Source organism: Streptomyces sp. NPDC030995 (assembly GCF_055571215.1).
Genome location: NZ_JBVIFS010000012.1, coordinates 125,669 through 146,065 on the forward strand (window position 1 = coordinate 125,669; position 20,397 = coordinate 146,065).

19 protein-coding genes and 2 pseudogenes are annotated in these 20,397 nt (G+C 71.8%); 11 read left to right on the forward strand and 10 right to left on the reverse strand.

Features of this window, described 5'->3' with window-relative positions:
- Nucleotides 1-32: 32 nt before the first annotated feature.
- The 7 genes and pseudogenes from ACZ45T_RS19820 to ACZ45T_RS19850 form a co-directional block, all read right to left on the reverse strand.
- A complete protein-coding gene (locus ACZ45T_RS19820; protein WP_468442962.1) occupies nt 33-1,478 on the reverse strand; it encodes a cytochrome P450 in 1,446 nt (481 codons plus the stop codon).
- On the reverse strand, nt 1,475-2,098 hold the full coding sequence (locus tag ACZ45T_RS19825; RefSeq protein ID WP_468442964.1) for a GTP-binding protein: 624 nt from the start codon (nt 2,096-2,098) through the stop codon (nt 1,475-1,477). The genes ACZ45T_RS19820 and ACZ45T_RS19825 overlap by 4 nt, the downstream gene beginning before the upstream one ends.
- The gene (locus tag ACZ45T_RS19830; protein ID WP_468442966.1) at nt 2,079-2,435 is read right to left on the reverse strand and encodes a DUF742 domain-containing protein; all 357 of its coding nucleotides are present in this window, start codon (nt 2,433-2,435) and stop codon (nt 2,079-2,081) included. Before ACZ45T_RS19830 ends, ACZ45T_RS19825 begins: the two co-directional genes overlap by 20 nt.
- Nucleotides 2,432-2,821, reverse strand: coding sequence for a roadblock/LC7 domain-containing protein (locus tag ACZ45T_RS19835; RefSeq protein WP_053788756.1), 390 nt, complete (start codon nt 2,819-2,821; stop codon nt 2,432-2,434). The genes ACZ45T_RS19830 and ACZ45T_RS19835 overlap by 4 nt, the downstream gene beginning before the upstream one ends.
- A 20-nt stretch (nt 2,822-2,841) precedes the next feature.
- The gene (locus tag ACZ45T_RS19840) at nt 2,842-4,245 is read right to left on the reverse strand and encodes an ATP-binding protein (RefSeq protein ID WP_468442968.1); all 1,404 of its coding nucleotides are present in this window, start codon (nt 4,243-4,245) and stop codon (nt 2,842-2,844) included.
- Nucleotides 4,246-5,214: 969 nt separating this feature from the next.
- Nucleotides 5,215-5,523, reverse strand: a complete 309-nt coding sequence (locus tag ACZ45T_RS19845; RefSeq protein ID WP_468442970.1) for a hypothetical protein — start codon at nt 5,521-5,523, stop codon at nt 5,215-5,217.
- A 32-nt stretch (nt 5,524-5,555) separates the two neighbouring features.
- Nucleotides 5,556-5,789: pseudogene (locus ACZ45T_RS19850) on the reverse strand (hypothetical protein); the annotation flags it as partial.
- Between the two features lie 214 nt (nt 5,790-6,003).
- Between ACZ45T_RS19850 and panD the strand changes: the two are divergent.
- From panD to ACZ45T_RS19870, 4 genes are all read left to right on the forward strand, one after another.
- A complete protein-coding gene (gene panD / locus ACZ45T_RS19855) occupies nt 6,004-6,423 on the forward strand; it encodes an aspartate 1-decarboxylase (protein WP_030301145.1) in 420 nt (139 codons plus the stop codon).
- Nucleotides 6,424-6,438: 15 nt separating this feature from the next.
- Nucleotides 6,439-6,780 carry a GNAT family N-acetyltransferase gene (locus ACZ45T_RS19860; RefSeq protein WP_468442972.1) on the forward strand — a complete coding sequence of 114 codons (342 nt, stop codon included), beginning with the start codon at nt 6,439-6,441 and terminating at the stop codon, nt 6,778-6,780.
- Between the two features lie 53 nt (nt 6,781-6,833).
- On the forward strand, nt 6,834-7,487 hold the full coding sequence (locus tag ACZ45T_RS19865) for an aspartate/glutamate racemase family protein (protein WP_468443100.1): 654 nt from the start codon (nt 6,834-6,836) through the stop codon (nt 7,485-7,487).
- Between the two features lie 430 nt (nt 7,488-7,917).
- A complete protein-coding gene (locus tag ACZ45T_RS19870) occupies nt 7,918-9,171 on the forward strand; it encodes a transglycosylase family protein (protein ID WP_468442974.1) in 1,254 nt (417 codons plus the stop codon).
- Between the two features lie 24 nt (nt 9,172-9,195).
- Here ACZ45T_RS19870 and ACZ45T_RS19875 read toward each other — a convergent pair.
- Nucleotides 9,196-10,008, reverse strand: a pseudogene (locus tag ACZ45T_RS19875) (DMT family transporter); the annotation flags it as partial.
- Nucleotides 10,009-10,297: 289 nt separating this feature from the next.
- On the opposite strand from ACZ45T_RS19875, the gene ACZ45T_RS19880 reads away from it, so the two are divergent.
- Nucleotides 10,298-11,785 (forward strand): SDR family NAD(P)-dependent oxidoreductase, encoded by a 1,488-nt coding sequence (locus ACZ45T_RS19880; protein ID WP_468442976.1) that lies wholly within the window; start codon nt 10,298-10,300, stop codon nt 11,783-11,785.
- Nucleotides 11,786-11,797: 12 nt separating this feature from the next.
- Here ACZ45T_RS19880 and ACZ45T_RS19885 read toward each other — a convergent pair whose 3' ends face one another.
- Entirely contained in the window at nt 11,798-12,256 is a 459-nt protein-coding gene (locus ACZ45T_RS19885) for a hypothetical protein (protein WP_468442978.1), read from the reverse strand.
- A 341-nt stretch (nt 12,257-12,597) separates the two neighbouring features.
- Between ACZ45T_RS19885 and ACZ45T_RS19890 the strand changes: the two genes are divergently transcribed.
- Together ACZ45T_RS19890 and ACZ45T_RS19895 are read left to right on the forward strand one after the other, a co-directional pair.
- Nucleotides 12,598-12,771, forward strand: coding sequence for a hypothetical protein (locus ACZ45T_RS19890; RefSeq protein WP_468443116.1), 174 nt, complete (start codon nt 12,598-12,600; stop codon nt 12,769-12,771).
- A gap of 216 nt (nt 12,772-12,987) precedes the next feature.
- Nucleotides 12,988-13,971, forward strand: a complete 984-nt coding sequence (locus ACZ45T_RS19895; protein WP_468443102.1) for an NAD-dependent epimerase/dehydratase family protein — start codon at nt 12,988-12,990, stop codon at nt 13,969-13,971.
- Here ACZ45T_RS19895 and ACZ45T_RS19900 read toward each other — a convergent pair.
- Nucleotides 13,957-15,396: a lipase maturation factor family protein gene (locus tag ACZ45T_RS19900; RefSeq protein WP_468442980.1), complete on the reverse strand. Its 1,440-nt coding sequence runs from the start codon at nt 15,394-15,396 to the stop codon at nt 13,957-13,959. The genes ACZ45T_RS19895 and ACZ45T_RS19900 overlap by 15 nt on opposite strands.
- A gap of 286 nt (nt 15,397-15,682) precedes the next feature.
- Between ACZ45T_RS19900 and ACZ45T_RS19905 the strand changes: the two genes are divergently transcribed.
- From ACZ45T_RS19905 to ACZ45T_RS19920, 4 genes are all read left to right on the forward strand, one after another.
- Nucleotides 15,683-16,927 (forward strand): DUF6777 domain-containing protein, encoded by a 1,245-nt coding sequence (locus ACZ45T_RS19905; RefSeq protein ID WP_468442982.1) that lies wholly within the window; start codon nt 15,683-15,685, stop codon nt 16,925-16,927.
- A 7-nt stretch (nt 16,928-16,934) separates the two neighbouring features.
- The gene (locus ACZ45T_RS19910; RefSeq protein ID WP_468442984.1) at nt 16,935-18,998 is read left to right on the forward strand and encodes a SpoIIE family protein phosphatase; all 2,064 of its coding nucleotides are present in this window, start codon (nt 16,935-16,937) and stop codon (nt 18,996-18,998) included.
- A gap of 117 nt (nt 18,999-19,115) precedes the next feature.
- Complete coding sequence (locus ACZ45T_RS19915; protein WP_468442986.1) at nt 19,116-19,976, forward strand: Fpg/Nei family DNA glycosylase; 861 nt, start codon at nt 19,116-19,118, stop codon at nt 19,974-19,976.
- A gap of 26 nt (nt 19,977-20,002) precedes the next feature.
- Nucleotides 20,003-20,389 carry a hypothetical protein gene (locus tag ACZ45T_RS19920; protein WP_468442988.1) on the forward strand — a complete coding sequence of 129 codons (387 nt, stop codon included), beginning with the start codon at nt 20,003-20,005 and terminating at the stop codon, nt 20,387-20,389.
- Nucleotides 20,390-20,397: the final 8 nt, after the last annotated feature.

Consider the following 20,397-nt stretch of genomic DNA (forward strand, 5'->3'; position numbering starts at 1 on the left):
TTGGTGCTCGGCTCTGATGCGAGCTGCGAGGCCTACAGCCTCCGCAGAAACCACCTCAGCCGCGCCCGCCACGAGGTGCGGGGTTCGGTTGGGCGCGACAACTCGTGCTCGGATACCGGCCATTGGGACGCCACCGGAATACCGCTGCTCGGCGGGGGCGCGGCCGGCAGCGGTGTCAGAACATCATGGGCTTCCGGACTGCGGTACGCGAACTTCACGGGCAGCGCCGTCAGATGCCGCGACCAGGTGGAGGAGCGCCAGGTGAGCTCTTCCTCGGGCACGGCCAGGCTGATGTCGGGAAGCCGGGTGAGCAGGATGTCGATGCCGGTGTCGGCGATGACACGGCCGATGTCCTGGCCCGGGCACTCATGGGCGCCGGCGCTGAAGGACAGGTGCGCGCGGTTGTGGTGCACGCGGGTCGAGGGGTCCGGGCGGACCACCTGATCGACGTTCCCGGCGGCCAGGCCCAACAGGAGCATGTCTCCCGCCTTGATCTCCTGTCCTCCGAGAGAGGTGTCACCGGTGGCCCAGCGGCCCGGGCACACCATCAGCGGCGGCTCGTCCCAGAGCACTTGCTCCACTGCTTCAGGCAAGGTCATCTGGCCGCCGGCCAACGACCCGCGGAACCGCGGGTCGGTGACCACCATTCGGAGCACGTTGGACATGAGATTGGCGGTCGTCTCATAGCCCGCGAGCAGGATGAGGCGCAGGTGGTGCTGAACCTCCTCGTCCGTGAGGCCGGCCGGGTGGGCCATCAGTACGGATGCGATGTCCTGCCCGGGCAGGGCGCGCTTGGCGACGACAAGCTGCTCGAGGGTCTCCAGCACATAGGCGTTGCTCGCGAGCGACGTTTCGGTGCCCTTGAAGAGGTCCCGGGCGGCGTGCACGAGCTTGGGGCCGTACTCGTCCGGCATTCCGAGCAGGTGGGTGAGAACGAGCATGGGCAGGTGCTCGGTGAACTGACCGACCAGCTCCGCGTTGCCCGTTTCGCAGAACTCATCGACCAACTGGTGTGCGAAGCGGGTGATGTGGCGGCGGATTCCGCGTTGGTCGAACTGGTTGAGGCCGGCCGTGACCGCGCCGCGCAGGCGCTGGTGCTCTTCGCCGTCCGCACATACGCAGTCGGGTCGCCAGCCGATCATCGGCACCAGCGGCGAGGTGGTGGCGTCGATCTCGCCACTCTTCCAGCCGTGCCAGGTGCGGGGGTCGCGGGAGAACTGGGTGGAGCGGCTGGCCACATCACGGTTCTCGGGGTATCCCAGGACGAGCCAGGCCCGTACGTCCCCGTCGAGCAGGACGGGCGCCACCGGACCGTGGGCGGCACGCAACTTTTCGTACAGGCCCATGGGGTCGGTCTCGGCAGCGGCGCCCCAGAGCGGGGTCGCTGCGTCGAGTCCCGTGGCGGTGTGGGCCGGACAACCCGGGGGCGGGGTGAGCCCGGGTTCCGTGGTGGTGTGGTCAGCGGGTGGGACGGTCATACGGTCTCCTGAGCGGCGGCGAGGGTGCACAGGTAGCCCATCAGCGAGAGCAGGGCGTCGCGGCTGGACGACCGGTCGCGTGCGTCACAGGTGATGATGGGCACCGATTCGTTGAGCGCCAGAGCAGTACGCAGGGCTGGTACCGGGTGCTGCGGCGCCTCGGGGAAGGTGTTGACGGCCACGACGAAGGGGACGCGGCGGTCTTCCAGACGGGTGATGATCTCGAAACAGACTTCGATCCTCCGGGTGTCGACGAGGACCACGGCACCGAGCGCGCCTTCGAAGATGCCGTTCCACAGGAACCAGAAGCGCTCCTGTCCCGGCGTCCCGAAGAGATAGAGGATCAGCTCCTCGTTGATGCTGATGCGACCGAAGTCCAGAGCAACGGTCGTGGTGTTCTTACCGTCCGCACCGGGATTGTGGTCGATCCCGACGCCGGCCTGAGTCATGGTTTCTTCGGTGGTCAGCGGCGGGATCTCGCTCACCGCCCCGACCATGGTCGTCTTGCCCACCCCGAAGCCGCCGACGATCACGACCTTGACTCCCCTGGCGCCGTGCGGCAGCAGCACGTCCGAGCGGCGGGGGCCGGCGGCGGGAGCGTCAGAGCCTACGTAGTCCATGGATCACCGCCTCCAGAAGGCCAAGTTCGGGGACCGCCGCGACAGGAACGGGAGCAGTAGCCTGAACTCGCTCGTTGTCCACGAGCTTGGAGAGCAGCACCGTGATGACGCTGAACGGCAGGCTTAGGTACGCGGAAATCTCGGCCACCGACAGCGGGTATTGGCACATGGTGAGGATGGCCGCCTGCTCGGGCTGCATACCAGGTTCGGGTGCGGACCTCGATGAGATGAGGGTGACCAGGTTGAAGGCTTTGGCGGAGGAACCTGGGCCACCGGAGATGACATAAAGCGGCACGGGACTGCCTTCGTCCCATGCTTCGTGGTTCTGTGACGTCACATCGCCTGCCCGACGTCCTCACGAGGCGGGCTGGTCATGTGTTGGCCGATCCGGACCACCAGCGTACGCATGCGGTCGCCCAGCAAGCCCGCGTCCACCTCCGCATCGGCCAGCACCGCGAGATAGGCCCCGGGACCGGCCGCCATGAGGGAGAAGTACCCGCCGTCGACTTCGATTCCGACCATGTGGGTCGAGCCGTCTCCGTGCGGGAACTTCTGTGCGATGGCCTTCGCCAGGCTTTGGATTCCCGAGCAGGCAGCGGCGATCGCGTCAGCGGTGTCGGGCTCCGTGTTTGCTTGACCGATGCACAGGCCATCCGATGACAACACGACCACGTGTCGCACGTACGGGACGCTGGCTGCGAGCTCCTTGAGCATCCAGTCCATGTTGAGCAGTGGCGGCACGGTTACTCACCCTCGTCTGATGGCTCGTTGGTTCGAATGGAAGGGCCCGTACTCGGTCTCTTTTCGCCGCTGAACGCCTCCCACATCAGGCCCGGCTGCCGAGGTGCGTCGGCCGTTCCCGGGGTGGCGGCCGGAGCGGCCGGGGGATGGGGGGTCGTGCGGACGACCGGTGTCGGGACGGGCGACTCGCGTCGCCGTTGAGGCAGTCCGTTCACCGTCTTTTCGGCCTCGACAGAATCTGCTGCGGCATCGCGCGTCCTCGTCGGCCTCGGCACGGCCGGTGCGCCCGTGGGCCTCGGCGCGAACTGTTGGACTTTCGAGGCAGGCTGCTGAACTGTGGTGATCAGGCGCCGCGGAACGAGCACGACGGCCCGCACGCCTCCGTACGCGGAGGTGCGCAAGTCGACGTCGAGGCCGTGCTCGCGGGCCAGCCTGCTGACGACGGGCAGGCCGAGCTGCGTTGCCTCGCCCAGGTCGGCCAGATCCATGCCGGATGATGCCTGAGCCATGACGCGGTCGATGCGCTGGCGGGCCTCTTCGGTGAGCCCGACCCCACGGTCCTCGATCTCGATCGCGACACCAGAGGGCACCTCGCTCGCGGTCACCTCGACCGGGGCGTGCGGCGGTGAGAAGGTCGTGGCGTTGTCGAGCAACTCGGCGAGCAGGTGGATCAGCGGCTCGGCTCCCTGGCCGATCACAGCCACCTCTGTCACCGACTGCAGCTTCACGCGGGGATAGTCCACGATGCGTGACATGGCCCCTCGCACGATGTCGTAGAGAGGGATCGCTTTCGACCACTGACGCCCGGGCCGGGCGTCACCCAGTACCGCGATGCTGGCCGCAAGGCGCCCGATCAGGGCATTGCGATGGTCGATGTCCTGCAGGCCATGGGAGACCACTACATCCGTACCATGCAGGATCTGCATGTCGCGCAGGTCCTTGGCGAGTTGATGCACGATCGCCTGGACCCGCCGGGCGATCGCCACCAGTGCCCGCTGCGACGAGTCCCGTGTGCGTTCCTCGGCATCCACGGCTTCCAGGAGCGTCCGCAGAGCTGCCCGGAGGGCTTCGGCGAACTCGCTGTCGAGATGTTCCCCGAACGGGACGGACTGCAGGATTTCCGAAGGGGGCTCACCCTTCTGCAGGCGGGCGACAGCCGCGGGGAGGAGCTCTTCGGCGAGCCATACAGTGGTGGCCCGCTGGTCGGACAGGCGCGCGAGCAGCACGGTCTCGCGTTGCGCGTAGTACCGCTGCACCTCGGCATTCGCCCGTGCGTAGCGGGCCGCCTCTGCCAAGCGCGTCCGGCGCGCCGTCTCAGCCGAAGTGATGGCCGTCAGGACGACCGCGACGAGGCCGCACCAGGCAACCGGCGTGCGTATCTGCGCGGAAACACAGATCAGCGCCACGACGCAGGCCCCAGCCAGGACACCAGGGGGGATTAGCCATGCTGGAGCCACTGCACGTGGCAGCGCTCCAGGGGTTGAACCTGCACGAACCATCGAAGGGTCCCTAAACAGTCTGGAGTTAGTGGACTGGGCGTGATGCGGTGCGACGACAAGAACGGTCGGGACTTCGCTCGGCCGGGCAAAGATGTTCCAATGGGTGTGCCCGATGGGCCGGTTCGAGATCGCATCGGTGGTCACGCCTCTCTGCGGCCAGGCTCCGTCTGCGCGCAATGCGACGTTCGACTCGCGGTGAGTGCAGCGCAACACGCGAGGCGAGCATAGTCAGTTCGGGTACGCCAGGTGGCCTTGACTGGAGCGAAAAGCTCCGTTGATCGATCTGGACCCATAGTTGATCGATCACCGCCATGACACACACTGCAAGTGGATGGAATCGACTGCATTCAGCAGCTTGCTGTTCATGGCTCCCAGTTCCGGCCTCCGCCGCCTCTAGGCCCGTGCGTGCCATGGAGCAGGGACGCCTCTGCGGGCACGGCATTGGCGTCGTCGTACGTCACCTGTCTGTCGGGTGGTGAGGGGGGATCCGTGACCCTCTGGCCCGCCATTCGCTGTCGGAAAAACCTCCTTCGCGAATGACGCCGAGTCAGTCCTGCCACGTACAGGCAATTCACATTTCGCCACGCCAAGGAGCCTTGCAGCTGCGGTCCTGGTGGCACGTCCACGGGCACGGGGATCGCGGACAGGCCCGCCGAGGCGGTGGCCGAGGCCCTTCGCGTAGCCGGAGTAGATCACGATCCGTTCCGGATCCGCGGCGGCGGCGCGCACCCGCCGCAGATATCCGACCACGACATTGCGCGGTACGGCGCTGCCGCGCGGAGCCGTAGTCGAGCGCTGCCGTCGGCATGGTGCGTGCCGCCTCGAGCGCGGCGGAGCGGCTCAGGGTCAGGACGGAGACGAGCGCGAAGGGGGCGATCAGTGTGCCCATTGCGCGCCGGTCAGGCCGACCGCCGCTGCCAGTGCGGCGGCTGCGGCGATCAGGCCGGCGAGTGCGGCGGTCAGGTCGAGCCAGTGGTTCGTGGTGCGGGCGAGCCAGGCGAGGCGTTCCCCGTCGGGTATGACCATGGCGGGCCGGGCCCCGGTCGGGCCCGGAGCGGCGGCCGTGCGCCGCCCTGTCAACCGGCCGAGCATGCCGGCCGTGAGCGCGGCGGCCGCTGTGATCGCGACCCCCGCCCCCACCGATCCGGCATCCCGCCAGTCGGCCCGGTCCAGGTTGGCGCGCACGATTGCCGCCTGGGTGCCGACGAGGACATGTCAGGGCAGGCCCGGCCGGAGAGGGCCAGGGCCATATTGTCGCCGATGGGCAGGTCGACGTCCGCGTCTTCGGGGCGGCGAGGCGGGGTGGCGCCTACGGATGCCGCCGTGGTCCAGGAGTCGACCACGCTGCTGCGTTCCAGGAGTGCCACGGAGTCCATGGCGAAGGTCTCGTGCAGGCGTCCGAGGAGGGCGTCGAGGAAGGAGAGGATCTCGGACTCGGCGCGCAGCCGCGAGTTTCTCGACTGGTCGTCGTTCGGCAGCGGGTCGGAGGGTGCGGGAGAGCCACCGTACCGGCCTGACGGTGCGTCGGAAAAGTCAGCAGTAGGTCAGCATGAGTCCTGAAAGACCTGGGGACAGCTGACCGAACATGCGAATCGTTGTAGGCTCCGGAGACCGCCCTTGACCTGCATGAAGCAGGCAGGGAGCAGACATTTCGGGAGTTAATTCATGCTTCGGACCATGTTCAAGTCCAAGATCCACCGGGCCACGGTCACCCAGGCCGACCTGCACTACGTCGGCTCCGTGACCATCGACGCCGATCTGCTGGACGCGGCCGATCTGCTGCCCGGGGAGCTCGTCCACATCGTGGACATCACCAACGGGGCGCGGCTGGAGACCTACGTCATCGAGGGGGAGCGCGGGTCCGGGGTCATCGGGATCAACGGCGCCGCCGCGCACCTGGTGCACCCGGGGGACCTGGTCATCCTCATCAGCTACGCGCAGGTCGAGGACGCCGAGGCCCGGGTGTTGAAGCCCCGCGTCGTGCACGTCGACGCCGACAATCGGATCGTCGAACTGGGCGCGGATCCCTCTGCCCCGGTGCCGGGTACGGATCAGGAGCGCAGCCCCCACGCCGTGGCTGTCTGAGGGGAGTCGGGGACCATGGCGATCGAGTTCCGGGACGAGCGGAAGGCCGGACGGCTGCTCGCCGTCGAGGACGGGGCGGTGGCCGGATCCATCGCCTACTTCGTGCTCGCCGAGGCCCCCCACGCCCTGGTGGCGGTGCACACCGTCGTCGAGCCGGGGCACGAGGGCCGCGGCATCGCCAGCGGGCTCGTGAAGACCTTCTACGGGATCGCCGCCGCCGAGGGCGTGCCCGTGGTCCCGCTCTGCCCGTACGCGGCCAGCTGGGCCGCCAAACACCCCGATCAGGCGCCCGAGGCGCCGACCGACGTCGTGGCGGCCGCCAAGGCGCAGCTGGCCGCAGACTCGGACCTCTGGTGACGGCACCGGCGGCCGGGGCGGCGGCCGGGGCAGCGGCCGGGGCTCAGGCCGGGGTGGCGGCCGGCGGCCCCGGCCTGACCTTGCTGCACACCTCGCCCGTGCACGTCCCGGTCTTCGACGCGCTGCGCGACCGGCACCACCCGGGGGCCGTCCTGCGGCACCTGGTGGCGCCGGAGCTGCTGGACCGGGCCCGCGCGGAAGGGCCCGAGTCGGTGGCTCCGGACCTGCTCGGGCTGCTCGCCGAAGCCGGGCCCGGGCCCGCGCTGGTCACCTGCTCGACGATCGGGGCGATCGCGGAGTCCCTGGCTCCGGTGCTCGGCGCCCCGGTACTGCGGGTGGACCGGCCGATGGCGGCCGCGGCGGTGCGTACCGGCGCGCGGATCGTCGTACTGGCCGCCGTGGAGTCGACGCTCGCCCCGACCCGGGAGCTGCTGGCCGAGGAGGCGGGCGGGCGGCCCGTGTCGATCCGTGCGCACGTGGTCGCCGGGGCCTGGGAGCAGTTCGAGGCGGGGGACATGGCTGGATATCTCGCCCGGGTGGCCGCGGCCGCCGGCGCCGTCACCGATGCGGACGTCATCGTGCTGGCCCAGGCATCCATGGCCGGGGCGGCCGAGCTGGCCACGGGCCGGATCCCGGTGCTGTCCAGCCCGGCACCGGGCCTGGCGGCGGGGCTGAGGCTGCCCATCCCGGAGGGTGAAACGGGCTGAATCGCGGCAAAATGGGAGTCATGGTACGTACAGCCGAGCAGACCGTGCCGCCGGTCCCCGAGCCGTCACCCGTCCCGGAGCCGCCCCCCGCGCCCGGGCCCGGGCCGAACCCGGGGCCCAGTCCCTTCCCGGACCCCGAGCCCATTCCGCGGCCCGTGCCGCCCAGCCCGGAGCCGATGCCTCCGCCGATGCCGCCGCCGACCCCGCTGACCTGAGCCCTCTGGCTTGAGCCTCTGGCCTGAGCCCTCTGATCGGAGCCCGCCGGCCCGAGCCTTCCGGTCGCGGCGGGTGGCCATCGATGCGCTCCCGCGTGCTCCCGCCGACCGGGACGCGGTCAAGTGCCGCACGAGTGCGCCCTGTTGTGCCCCTTGTCATGCCCTGGTCGGGTGGTTAGGTTGTGGGGTTCCTGATGTCTTCGATGGGGGCTCCCATGGGTGTACGGGGCCGGCACCGCCGGTATCAGCCGAGCAGCATCAACCGGGCCTCGCTGGCCGTCACCGCCGGTGGCGCCGGGATCGCCTTACCGCTCATCGGCGCCGGAGCCGCACACGCCGCCTCCGTGGACACCTGGAACAAGGTCGCCACCTGCGAGTCGACCAACAACTGGCGCATCAACACCGGCAACGGCTACTACGGCGGCCTCCAGTTCAGCCAGAGCACCTGGCGGGCCTTCGGCGGCACCGCCTACGCCCCCCGCGCGGACCTGGCCACCAAGGACCAGCAGATCGCGGTCGCGGAGAAGGTCCTGAAGGGCCAGGGGCCCGGGGCCTGGCCGAACTGCGGCAAGCAGGCGGGCCTCACCCGCAGCGGTCCGGCCCCCGCCGTCACCGCGCAGGGCCCGTCGCAGCCGAAGACGATTCCGGCGCAGGCCACCGCCCCCCGCCCGACGGGGACCTCCGTCCTGCCGAACCCGTACGTCGTCGCGCCCGGCGACTCGCTCTCCGCGATCGCCACCCAGCAGCACGTCGAGGGCGGCTGGCAGGCGCTGTACGAGACCAACCGGGCCACCGTGGGCGGCAACCCGAACCTGATCTTCCCCGGCCAGCGGCTCACCCTGCGGATCACGGCCGCGCCCGCCCCGCCCGCCGATCCGCCCGCGCAGGACCCCGAGAAGCCGCCGCGGACCGCCGAGCCGGTGAAACCCGTGGAGCCGGCGGCCGAGAAGCCCGCCCAGAAGCAGGTCGAGAAGCCGGCCGAGAAGAAGGCCGAGCAGAAGGCGGAGAAGCCAGCTGAGAAGCCGGCCGAGAAGCCCGCCTCAGCGCAGCAGAACCCGGAAGCGGGCGGCTTCCACGCCCCGGTCGACGCCGCCCTCGGCACCGCCTACCGCGTGTCCGGTTCCTCCTGGTCCAGCGGCTACCACACCGGCGTCGACTTCCCGGTGGCGACCGGCACCACCGTCAAGTCCGTCGGACCCGGCCAGGTCGTCTCCGCCGGCTGGGCCGGTGCCTACGGCTACCAGGTCGTCATCCGGCACACCGACGGCCGGTACTCCCAGTACGCCCACCTCTCGGCCCTCGGGGTCAAGGCCGGCCAGCAGGTCTCCGGAGGCCAGCGCATCGGCCGCTCCGGCTCGACCGGCAACACCACCGGCCCGCACCTGCACTTCGAGATGCGCACGGGGCCCGGCTACGGCTCCGACATCGACCCGCTGAAGTACCTCCGGGGCCACGGAGTCCGCATCTGACCCGCGCACGTGCGACGGCACGGCGGTGAGCAGGATCAGGCCCGCCGCCGCCAGCGCGGCGCTGGCCACGGCCGCCGTCGTGCCCGCCGCCCCGTAGCGGAATCCCTCGCCGAACAGCGTGATGCCGACCGTCGCCGCGACGACCGGGTTGATCACCGTCACCGTGGCCAGCGGCGCGGTCAGCCCGGCCCCCCGGTAGGCCGCCTGCGAGAGCAGCAGCCCGCCGGCCGCCAGCACCGCGATCGCCGCCAGATCGGGCCACATGGCGGTCAGCGCGTCCGGGGCGAAGTTCTCGGCCACCGACTTGGTGAACACCGAGGCCATGCCGAAGGCGGTACCGGCCGCCGCAGCCAGCAGCACACTGCGCAGCACCGCCCGGTGCACCCGGTGCGCCGCCAGGAACAGCACCGCCACGGCCGCCCAGGTCGCGGTGAGCAGCACGCCGCGCTCACCGCCCGCCAGGGACTGCTCGGCCCGCCCCTCCCCGCCGGTCAGGGCCAGCAGCCCGGCGAGACCCACCGTGGCCAGCACGGCCCCGCGCCAGGCAGCCGCGCCCGCCCGGCGCCGTACGAAGACGGCCGCCATCGGCAGGGCGAAGACGATGGTCAGCGCGCCGAGCGGCTGGACCAGGCTCAGCGGACCGTACGCGAGCGCCACCACGTGCAGCAGTGCGCCGAGGCCGTTCAGCCCCACGGCCACCCACCAGCCCCCACGGCGCAACGGCGCGTACGGGCGGTCCGGCGTGCTCGCCGCGACCTGTTCCTGGACGATCGCCCCGCCGGCGTACGCCAGGGCGGACACGAGGCAGAGCAGGACCGACAGCGCCAGTGCACTCATAAGGTCCACAATGCACGACCCCTCGGCGCTATTCCTCCGCCCACAGGTGGTGATCAGTCATACTCCCGACGTAGTACGGGAGTACGCAGCGTCGTCCCTTCGGCTGCGGAGCGCGACCCCTGCCGCGCCCGAGAGTTACCCCTCCGCCCCCCAAAGTGACGGTCTGGTCGCGGTGCGTGAGGATGGCGCGGGCGGGTTTGGACCGGGGCGCGCGGGATCCGTACAGTTCCTCTTTTGAGGACTTCCGCAGCAGGCGGATGCGGACGAGTGATCAAGGAACGCAGCGGCCATGACGGTGACCGAAGACAGCCAGGACCACGGGCAGGACTACGGTCCGGGCATCGACCCCGACCGGCTCGCGCTCTGTCTCAGCGTGCTCGACGAGCTGGACAAGATCGACGTCGACCACCCCGACGCGATCACCGTACGCCGCGCCACCGCCGGGCTCTACCGCACGGTCAAGCAGCGCCGCCGCCAGGAGCGCCGCGCCGCCAAGACCGCCAACGACAAGGCCGTCACCGAGGCCACCGCGACCGGCTCCGCCGAGCGCATCGACGACGAGACCGAGGGCATCCTGCCCTCCTCGGTCACGGACGCCGGCCGGATCGCCGGGATACTTCAGCGCCCGCGCTCCTGCTACGTCTGCAAGGTGCGGTACGTCGAGGTCGACTTCTTCTACCACCAGCTCTGCCCGGGCTGCGCCGCCGAGAACCGGGCCAGGCGGGAGGCCCGCGCCGACCTCTCCGGCAAGCGCGCGCTGCTCACCGGTGGCCGGGCCAAGATCGGCATGTACATCGCGCTGCGGCTGCTGCGCGACGGCGCCCACACCACGATCACCACCCGCTTCCCCAAGGACGCCATCCGCCGCTTCAAGGCGATGGAGGACTCGGCGGACTGGATGCACCGCCTGGAGGTCGTCGGCATCGACCTGCGCGACCCGGCCCAGGCCGTGGCGCTCGCCGACCAGGTGGCCGAGGCCGGTCCGCTGGACATCCTGATCAACAACGCGACGCAGACCGTGCGCCGCCTGCCCACCGCGTACGCCGCGCTGGTCGAGGGGGAGAGCGCCCCGCTGCCGGCCGGCGAGCTCCCCGCCCACCACGTCATCGGCGCCTTCAACTCCGGTGCGGTCGACGGCTTGGCGGCGCTGCCCGTCGGCGTGAGCGGGCTCGAGGCGCAGAAGGTCGCCGACCTCGCCCTGGTCGCGGGCAACGCCAGCCTGGAGCGGCACCTGGCCGGAACCGCCATCGACGCGGGCGGCCTGCTGCCCGACGTCGTCGATAGCAATACCTGGGTGCAGACCATCGACCAGATCTCCCCGGTGGAGCTGCTCGAGACCCAGCTGTGCAACTACACGTCGCCCTTCATCCTGATCAGCGCGCTCCGGCCGGCCATGGCCGAGGCCGCCCGGAAGGCGTCCAGCGGGCGTGCGTACGTCGTGAACGTCTCGGCGATGGAGGGAGTCTTCAGCCGTGGCTACAAGGGTGCGGGGCACCCGAACACCAATGCCGCCAAGGCAGCGATGAACATGGTGACGCGGACCAGCGGTCAGGAGATGTTCCAGACCGACCGCATCCTGATGACCTCGGTCGACACCGGCTGGATCACCGACGAGCGCCCGCACTTCGACAAGCTGCGCCTCGCCGAGGAGGGCTTCCACGCCCCTCTCGACCTGGTCGACGGTGCGGCCCGGGTCTACGACCCCGTCGTCCGGGGCGAGGCCGGCGAGGACCTGTACGGCGTCTTCCTGAAGGACTACGCCCCCGCGAACTGGTAGTCCGCCCCCGGCCTACTGGATACCCGCGATCGACCCCCTCGGCGAACCGAGGGGGTCGTTGCCGTTCGGGGGCCGTGCCGGGCGGGTGGGGCGTACGGGCCGGTAGGCCCCGGCCGCGACCAGTTCGAGTACCGGCTGCCAGTCCTCCAGCACTCCCGCGTCGAGGCCGGCTGCTGCGGCGGCGTCCCGCGCCTGGCGCAGGGTCGCCGCCGCCGCGCCGGTCTCGTCGGTATCGCCGGCCTCGTCGCTCTCGGCGAGGGCGACGAGCAGGGCCACCCGTTCGCCGAGGAGGGGCCGGACCGCCGCGGCCGCGAGGTCCGCGCGAAACGTGCCGTCACCCGGACAGAGCAGCGCCCCGAGCTCGTGCACCAAGCCCGCGACCTGGAGTTCCTTGTCGAAGGGGTGCGAGCGGCGCAGCAGTGCCGCCGTCCGCAGACCGCGGTCGCCGCGGCACGCGTACAGAAGATCCATGAGCTCCTGCACGCTTGTGACGTACGGCACTTCGGGCCTCGACGCCCCGGACCTGACCACCCGCCGCTCCCCTCCGTCGCACCGCACACATCCGGTGCCGAGCAGACCATTCGTCACGGACCCGCCGCCCTACGACTTGCTGAACTCGCGGCGAAACTGGGTGGACGGACCGGATTTTGCCGTTCCATCGAGCGGGGGTCCGCTCATATGTGTACTCTGGGGCATCAAGACGGCCCCTATCCGGGCCGCGCTCCACTAAGGCGCCACCGCGTCCGGAACCCTTTTCATCCCTGCCCGGCGCGCGGTCCGCCGCCGGGTTACGCGACACGAAGGAGTGCGCGGTGACTGAAATGACCAAGCCCGAACCGGAGTTGCTGGAGCGGACGGGAACGCGGCGCAAGCCCCGGACCGACGAGCTCGGGAGCCTCGAAGTGTGGGCACGATCCGCCCCGATCCGGCTGGCGGGGTACGAGGACGACCTGGCGGAATCGCACATCCTGCCCGGCATCGACTAGCCCGTGTAGCGGTACCAAGCGCCCCCTGCCCACCAGCGCCGGGGGCGCTGCCCTTGCCCGCCGCTCGCCGCGCTTGCCGGGCGCTCGCCGGCCTTGCCCGCCGGGCCGCCCACCGCCCGGGCCCGGCGCGGTTCCCGTACCGGCTACGCCCTGAGCGTCATCGCCGTGAGCGATCACCGCTTCCGTCGCCCCGCCCGCCCGGGCAGGCTGACGCACATGAAGCTGCTGATGCTGGGTGGTACCGAATTCGTCGGACGCGCGATCACCGAGGATGCCCTCGCCCGGGGCTGGGAGGTGACCGTCTTCCACCGCGGACACCACGCGCCCCCGCCGGGCACCTCCGCCCTGCACGGGGACCGCACCGCCCCCGGGGGCCTGGACGCCCTCGCCGCGGGGGAGTGGGACCTCGTCGTCGACACCTGGGGCGGCGCCCCCACCGCCGTGCGCGACAGTGCCCGCCTGCTGCGCGACCGGGCCGCGCGGTACGTGTACGTCTCCAGTCGCTCGGTGTACGCCTACCCCGCGCCCGCCGGGCTCGGCGAGGACGGCCCCGTCGTCGAGGGCTCGCCGGACGCGGGGTCCACGGCCTACGCCGAGGACAAGCGGGGCGCCGAGATCGCCGCCCTCGACGCCTTCGGCGACCGCGCCCTGCTGGTGCGCGCCGGGCTGATCCTCGGCCCGTACGAGAACGTCGGCCGGCTGCCCTGGTGGCTGAACCGCACCGCCCGCGGCGGCCCGGTGCTCGCCCCCGGACCCCGCGAACTCCCGATCCAGTACATCGACGTACGCGACCTCGCGCGCTGGGCCCTGGACGCCGCCGAGGCGGGCCTCGGCGGGGCGTACAACCTCGTCTCCCCGGTCGGGCACGCCACCCTGGGCGGCCTCCTCGACGCCTGCGTCGCCACCACCGGGGGCGGCGCCGAACTGCGCTGGACCGACCCGGCCCTGCTGGAGGAGGCCGGCGTACAGCCCTGGACCGAGCTCCCGATCTGGATCCCCGAGGGCGAGCCGCACGACTTCATGTTCGGCGGCGACGTCACCAGGGCGCTGGCGGCCGGCCTCACGTGCCGCCCGGTCGAGGAGACCGTGGCCGACACCTGGGAGTGGCTGCGGACGCTCGGCGGGGCGGCCCCGCAGCGGACCGACCGGCCGGCCCCCGGCATCGACCCCGAGCGGGAGGCCGCGCTACTCGGGCTCTGACCAGGACGCCTCCGCGAGACGGGTCGGCGGCAGGTACTCGCGCACCAGCGTGCGGTGCCACCAGGCGCCCGTCTCGCGCAGCTCCCGCCAGGTGGTGAACCGGTAGCGGTACAGCAGCGCCCGGACGTACACGGGCGGCGCGTCCGGGAAGGGATTGTGGCGCAGCAGCCGCAGCGTGTCCCGGTCGCCCGCCAGCAGCCGCTCCACGAACGGCCCGAACCAGTCCCGCGCGTAGCCGGGGGAGATCGCCGCGAACCACATCAGCCAGTCCAGCCGCAGGTGGTACGGGGCGAACTGGCGGGGGATCCTGCGCAGTTCGGTCGGCTTGCCCTTGAAGCCGTACTCCCGCCAGGCGCCGTCCGCGCGCGGTGCGCGGTCGGCGGTGCCCTCCACCACCACCTCCATGCGGACCCGGCCGACCGAGCCGAAGGCCCCGTAGGTGTTGACCAGGTGCAGTGCGTCGAAGGAGCGGTTCATCACCTGCCGGCGCGAGATCATGTTGAGCACCGGATGGCGGCTGAGGAACAGCACCAGCGCCGTCACCGCACCGACCAGGACCATGAACCAGACCGGAGCCGACCGCGCGGCGGCGGCCGGGGGAGGGCCCGCGAGCCCGGTGAAGTCCACGGCCGACACGGCCAGCGTGATCGTCAGCCAGTTCAGCCAGGCGAAGTTGCCCGACAGCACCAGCCACAGCTGTGTCGCGATGACGATCCCGGCCGCGTACGAGGCCACCGGCTGCGGGGTGAACAGCAGCACCGGGACGACCAGCTGGGTCACGTGGTTGGCCGCGCACTCCGCCCGGTGCAGCGGCTTCGGCAGATGGTGGAAGAACCAGCTCAGCGGCCCCGCCATCGGCTGCGTCTCGTGGTGGAAGTACAGGCAGGTCAGCTTGCGCCAGCAGGAGTCCCCGCGCATCTTGATCAGCCCGGCGCCGAATTCCACGCGGAAGAGCACCCAGCGCAGCAGCCACAGCACCAGCACCGGCGGCCCGGCCCGCGCGTTGCCGAGGAACACGGCGAGGAAGCCCACCTCCAGCAGCAGCGACTCCCAGCCGAAGGAGTACCAGGTCTGCCCCACGTTCACGATGGACAGGTAGAGCAGCCACAGCAGTGCCCACATCGCCATGGCCGCGCCCAGCGGCACCTCGTCCCCGGCCCCGGCGGCCAGGGCCGCGGCCAGCGCCGCCCCGGTCCAGGCGCAGCCGGCGAAGAGCCGGTCGGAGTAGTGCAGTTGGAACAGGCTCGGGGCGCGCCGGAAGGGCACGTACCGCACGTAGCGCGGCACGGGCAGCATGCCGTGCGCCCCGATCAGGGCCCGGAACTGCAGGGCGGCCCCGATGAAGGCGACGAGGTAGACGCCGGCCAGGGCCCGCTGGAAGACCAGCCGGGCGAGCCAGTATCCGGGCGCCGTGAACCAGTCCATCGCCTCCAGTATCGGACCGGTCAGGCGGCGCCGGCCAGCGCGCCTTGGTCCGCTTGGTCCGCCTGGTCGGCCGGGGCGGCGCAGAATGCGCCCAGGGTGACGATCGCGTTCACCAGTACCGTCACCCTGGACTCCCCCCAACGCAGTGACCCGACGCCTTGAACGCGTTCAACCCACGTGGTGAGCCTATGAGATTCCTTGAACATGTTCAAGGTGCGCTCCGGTTGCGCCACTCCCGGGCATGCGGCAGACAAGAGGGAGCAACCGGGGCGAAAGGGAGATCCACGTGCAGGCACCGTCACCTCCGACACCTCGTCAGGCGTCGCACCGTCACGCACCGGCCGGCGCCGCCCTCTTGGCCGTCCTCGGCCTGTTCGCCGCGGCCTGCGGCGGCTCCGAGGCGCCCAAGAGCTCCGCCGGACCCGAGAGCCAGGAGGTCCAGCTCCAGCCCGTGGGCTCCCCGGGCCCCGACCCCTTCACCGCCTCCTCGGCCACCGCCGAGTCCGCCCCCGTACAACCCCCGCTGCCGAACCCGACCGGGCAGGGCATCCGCACGGTCAACGCGGCCACCCCGGGCCTGTACGGCGGCACCCAGCGGCTCGGCAGCTGCGACGTGGAGCAGCAGGTCCGCTCCCTGACCGCCGACAACGCCAAGGCACGTGCCTTCGCCCAGGCCTCCGACATCGAACAGGCGAAGATCCCCGAATTCCTGCGCGGCCTCACCCCCGTGGTGCTGCGCGCCGACACCCGGGTCACCAACCACGGCTTCCGCGGCGGCCGAGCCGATGGCTACCAGTCCGTCCTCCAGGCCGGCACCGCCGTCCTCGTCGACGAACACGGAATGCCACGGGTCCGCTGCGGCTGCGGGAACCCGCTGGCCTCCCCGCGCGCCGCCAAGGGCTCCCCGGTACACAAGGGCGCCCCGTGGAACGGCTACCAGCCCAACCAGGTCGTCGTCATCGAACCCACCGCCCATGTGATCAACAACCTGGTGATCGTCAACATCGCCGACAACACCTGGATCGAACGCAAGCGGGGCGACGACGGCGCCCAGGACCGGACCCCGCAGGTGGCACCCCCGTTCGACCCCGCCGACGGCATCCCGCCCGGCCCCGTCACCCCGCCCGGGACCGCCTCGACCGAACCGTGCCCGGGCCCCGAGGAGAGCGGCCCGTCCGGCAGCACGCCGCCGGCATCGCCCCCACCCCCGCCGACGGGGACGGACTGCCCGCCGAGTCCGTCGGATCCGCCGGCCTCGCAGAGCTCGCCGGGCGAGAACCTTCCGTCGAACCCGGCCACGCGGCCGCAGCAGCCGCCCTCGGACATCCCGTCGGACATCCCCTCGGACACCCCGTCGGACGTCCCCTCCGACCTGCCGTCGGACATCCCGCTCGACCCCGGGATCCCGCTCGACCCCGACGGATCGACACCGCCGCCGAGCGATCCCTACGACCCGTACGCGGACCCGTACGCCGACCCGGGCCTGCAGCCGCCGCCCTCGGACGAGGGCTACTCGCTGGAGAGCGCCTGACCGGCCCGTGTGTCATGGTGGATCGGTGCCGACCACCGTATCGCTGCCGGACGACTGGCCCGCACACCCGGACCAGTCGCTGTTGCTCAACCGGATGGGCAGTTTCGACTGGGACCTGACCACCGGGCTCATGCACATGGACGCAGCCGCCCTCGACGTCTTCGACACGGCCCCCGAGGAGTACGACGGCCGGCCCGCCGCCCTCTCCCCGCGCGTCCCGCCCGCCGAGGCGGCCCGGCTCGACGCCCTCGTCTCCTCCGCCCTCAAGAGCGGCCAGGACAGCTACGGCGCCTACTTCCGCATCCGCTGCCACGACGGGCGGCTGCGCTGGACGCACACCCAGGGCCGGGTCATGCGCGGCCGCGACGGGCGGCCGTACCGGATCATCGGCATCGTCCGGGACGCGACCGAGGAGCTCAGTCATTCGGCGGAGCGCCTCGGCCTGGACGAGGAACGGCGCCGCCAGACCTCGGTCGTCGAGTCCACCACCGCCGCCCTCGCGCACGCCCGGACCGTGCAGGACGTCATCGACGCGCTCGGCGACGCCCACGGCCTGGAGCGGCTCGGCTCGATGGGCATGGTGATGGGCCTCGTCGAAGCGGGCCGGATCCACCTCGTCGCCGAGGGGCCGGCGGGCAGCTTCGTCCCCGGCACCCGCTACACCCGCGTCGACGAGCAGTACCCGATGAGCGAGGTCGTCCGCTCGCTCCAGCCGCGCTTCCTCGACTCGGCGCAGGAGTTCGCCGCGGACTACCCCGGGCTCTGGGCGAAGATCTCGGACATGCGGATCTCGGCGGCCGCCTACCTGCCGCTCATCGCCCAGGCCCGCCCGATCGGCGCGATCGGACTGCTCTACCAGGACAAGGACGGCTTCACCCAGGACGAGCGCAACCTGCTCGTCGCACTCGGCAGCAGCATCGCGCAGAGCCTCCAGCGGGCCATGCTGCTGGAGCAGGAGCACGACCTGGCCGAGGGCCTGCAGCAGGCCATGCTGCCGAGGCGGATCCCGTCGGTGCCCGGTGGGGAGATCGCCGTACGGTACCGCTCCGCCCGGATGGGCCAGGACATCGGCGGCGACTGGTACGACGTCATCCCGCTGCCGGGCGGCCGGGTCGGCGCGGTCATCGGCGACGTCCAGGGCCACGACACGCACGCGGCGGCGGTCATGGGCCAGCTGCGGATCGTCCTGCGCGCCTACGCCGCCGAGGGGCACTCGCCGGGCACCGTCATCGCCCGGGCCTCCGTCTTCCTGCACGAGCTGGACACCGACCGCTTCGCGACGTGCACGTACGTGGAGGCCGACCTCTCCACGGGCGTGCTCCAGCTGGTCCGGGCGGGCCACATCGACCCGCTGCTGCGCACCCGCGACGGGGACTGCCGCCGGCTCCCGGTGGAGGGCGGGATGCCGCTCGGCCTCTCGGCGGAGTTCGGCCACATCGAGTACCCGGTGACCACGGTGGAACTGGACCCGGGAGAAACGCTCCTGCTGTGCACGGACGGCCTGGTCGAACAGCCCGGCGCCGACCTCGACGACGGGATAGGGCTGCTGACCTCGCTCATCCGCGGCGGACCGGCGGACCTGCAAGTCCTGGCGGACCGGCTGTGCGAGATCGTCGACGACCGGGGCGGGGACGACGACATGGCGCTGCTCCTGCTGCGCCGCGAGGCGGCGGCAGCCGCACCGGGCGGCGGCCGCCTGCAGCAGCACGTGGCCCCGGGCGACCCGGAGGCCCTGGTGGCGGCCCGCCACATGATCGGGGCGGCGGTACGGGCATGGGGCGCGCGCGAACGCTCCGACGAGATCGAGCTGGTCGCGGACGAGCTGATCGTGAACGCCCTGATGCACACGGACGGCCCGGCGATCGTGACCCTGCGGGTCCTGACGGGTCCCCAGCGCAGACTGCGGGTCGAGGTCGAGGACCGCTCCAGCGCGTTGCCGCGGCGGCGGGAGGCCGGGGAGTCGGGGGTCTCGGGGCGCGGCCTGATGCTGGTGGACCGGCTGGCCGATGTGTGGGGCGTGGAGTCGCGGGGCGGCGGCAAGTGCGTGTGGTGCGAGTTCGTGATGGCGTAGGGGGCGCTGAAGTACAGCCCCGCCGGCGTTTGAGGCGCGGGTCCGGGCAGAGCCCGAAAACGGGCGGGGCCCCGTGCCCAGCTCGCGTTTCGCCTGAGGCGGCGGCACGCTGGACCCATGCCGGAGCTGCCCGAGGTCGAGGCCCTGAGGGAGTACCTCGACGAGCACCTCACCGGGCGGGTGGTCGAGCGCGTCCTCCCCCTGGCGGTCAGCGTGCTCAAGACGTACGACCCGCCCCTGGCCGCCCTCGAAGGGCAGCCGGCCGGCGCCGTCGCCCGGTACGGCAAGTTCCTGGCCCTGCGGATCGGCGAGCTCCACCTCGTCACCCACCTGGCCCGGGCCGGCTGGCTGCGCTGGCGGGACACCCTGCCCGCGCAGCCGCCGGGCCCCGGCAAGGGCCCGCTCGCGCTGCGCGTGGTCCTGGAGGGCGGCGGCGGCTTCGACCTCACCGAGGCCGGGACCCAGAAGCGCCTCGCCGTGTACGTGGTCCACGACCCCCGGGAGGTGCCCGGCATCGCCCGCCTCGGCCCCGATCCGCTCGCCGAGGACTTCGACCGGGAGGCCTTCGCCGCGCTGCTCGCGGGGGAGCGGCGCCAGATCAAGGGCGTCCTGCGCGACCAGAGCGTCATCGCGGGCATCGGCAACGCCTACAGCGACGAGATCCTGCACGCGGCGCGGGTCTCGCCGTTCAAGCTCGCCGCGTCCTTCGGCGAGGAGCAGATCACCCAGCTCCACGCGGCCGTTCGGGACACCCTGCGCGAGGCCGTCGGGCGGGCGCACGGGGTGGCCGCGGGTTCCCTCAAGGCCGAGAAGAAGAGCGGGCTGCGGGTGCACGGCCGGGCCGGGGAGCCGTGTCCGGTGTGCGGGGACACCGTACGCTCGGTGTCCTTCGCCGACTCCTCGCTCCAGTACTGCCCGACGTGCCAGACGGGCGGGAAGCCCCTGGCCGACCGGCGGCTCTCGCGCCTCCTCAAATAGCCGGGCGCTGCGTAGACTTCCTCGCCATGGCCGAGGAGCAGCAGCAGGCGCCACCCCGGCGCGAGATCGTCACCGGGGTGCCCCGGGGCGCCCGCCGCCGGCCGCCCGCGCACGCCCCGGCGCGCTCGGAGATCTCCGAACAGACCACCCTCGGGGCCACCTACGTACGGGCCCTCATGCGCAGCCAGCTGCGCGCCGGGCTGGGCGCGCTGGCCGCGCTCGTGTCGCTCGTCGGGACGCTGCCGTTGCTGTTCGCGCTGCCGCGCGCCACGTCGGGGCCGCTGGTCTGGGTGGCGCTCGGCCTGCTGGTGTATCCGGTGATGTGGCTCATCGCCCGGTGGTACGTCACCCGGGCGGAGCGCAACGAGGCCGATTTCACCGGCCTGGTGATGGACCCGGCGGACCGGGCCTAGGGACTGTC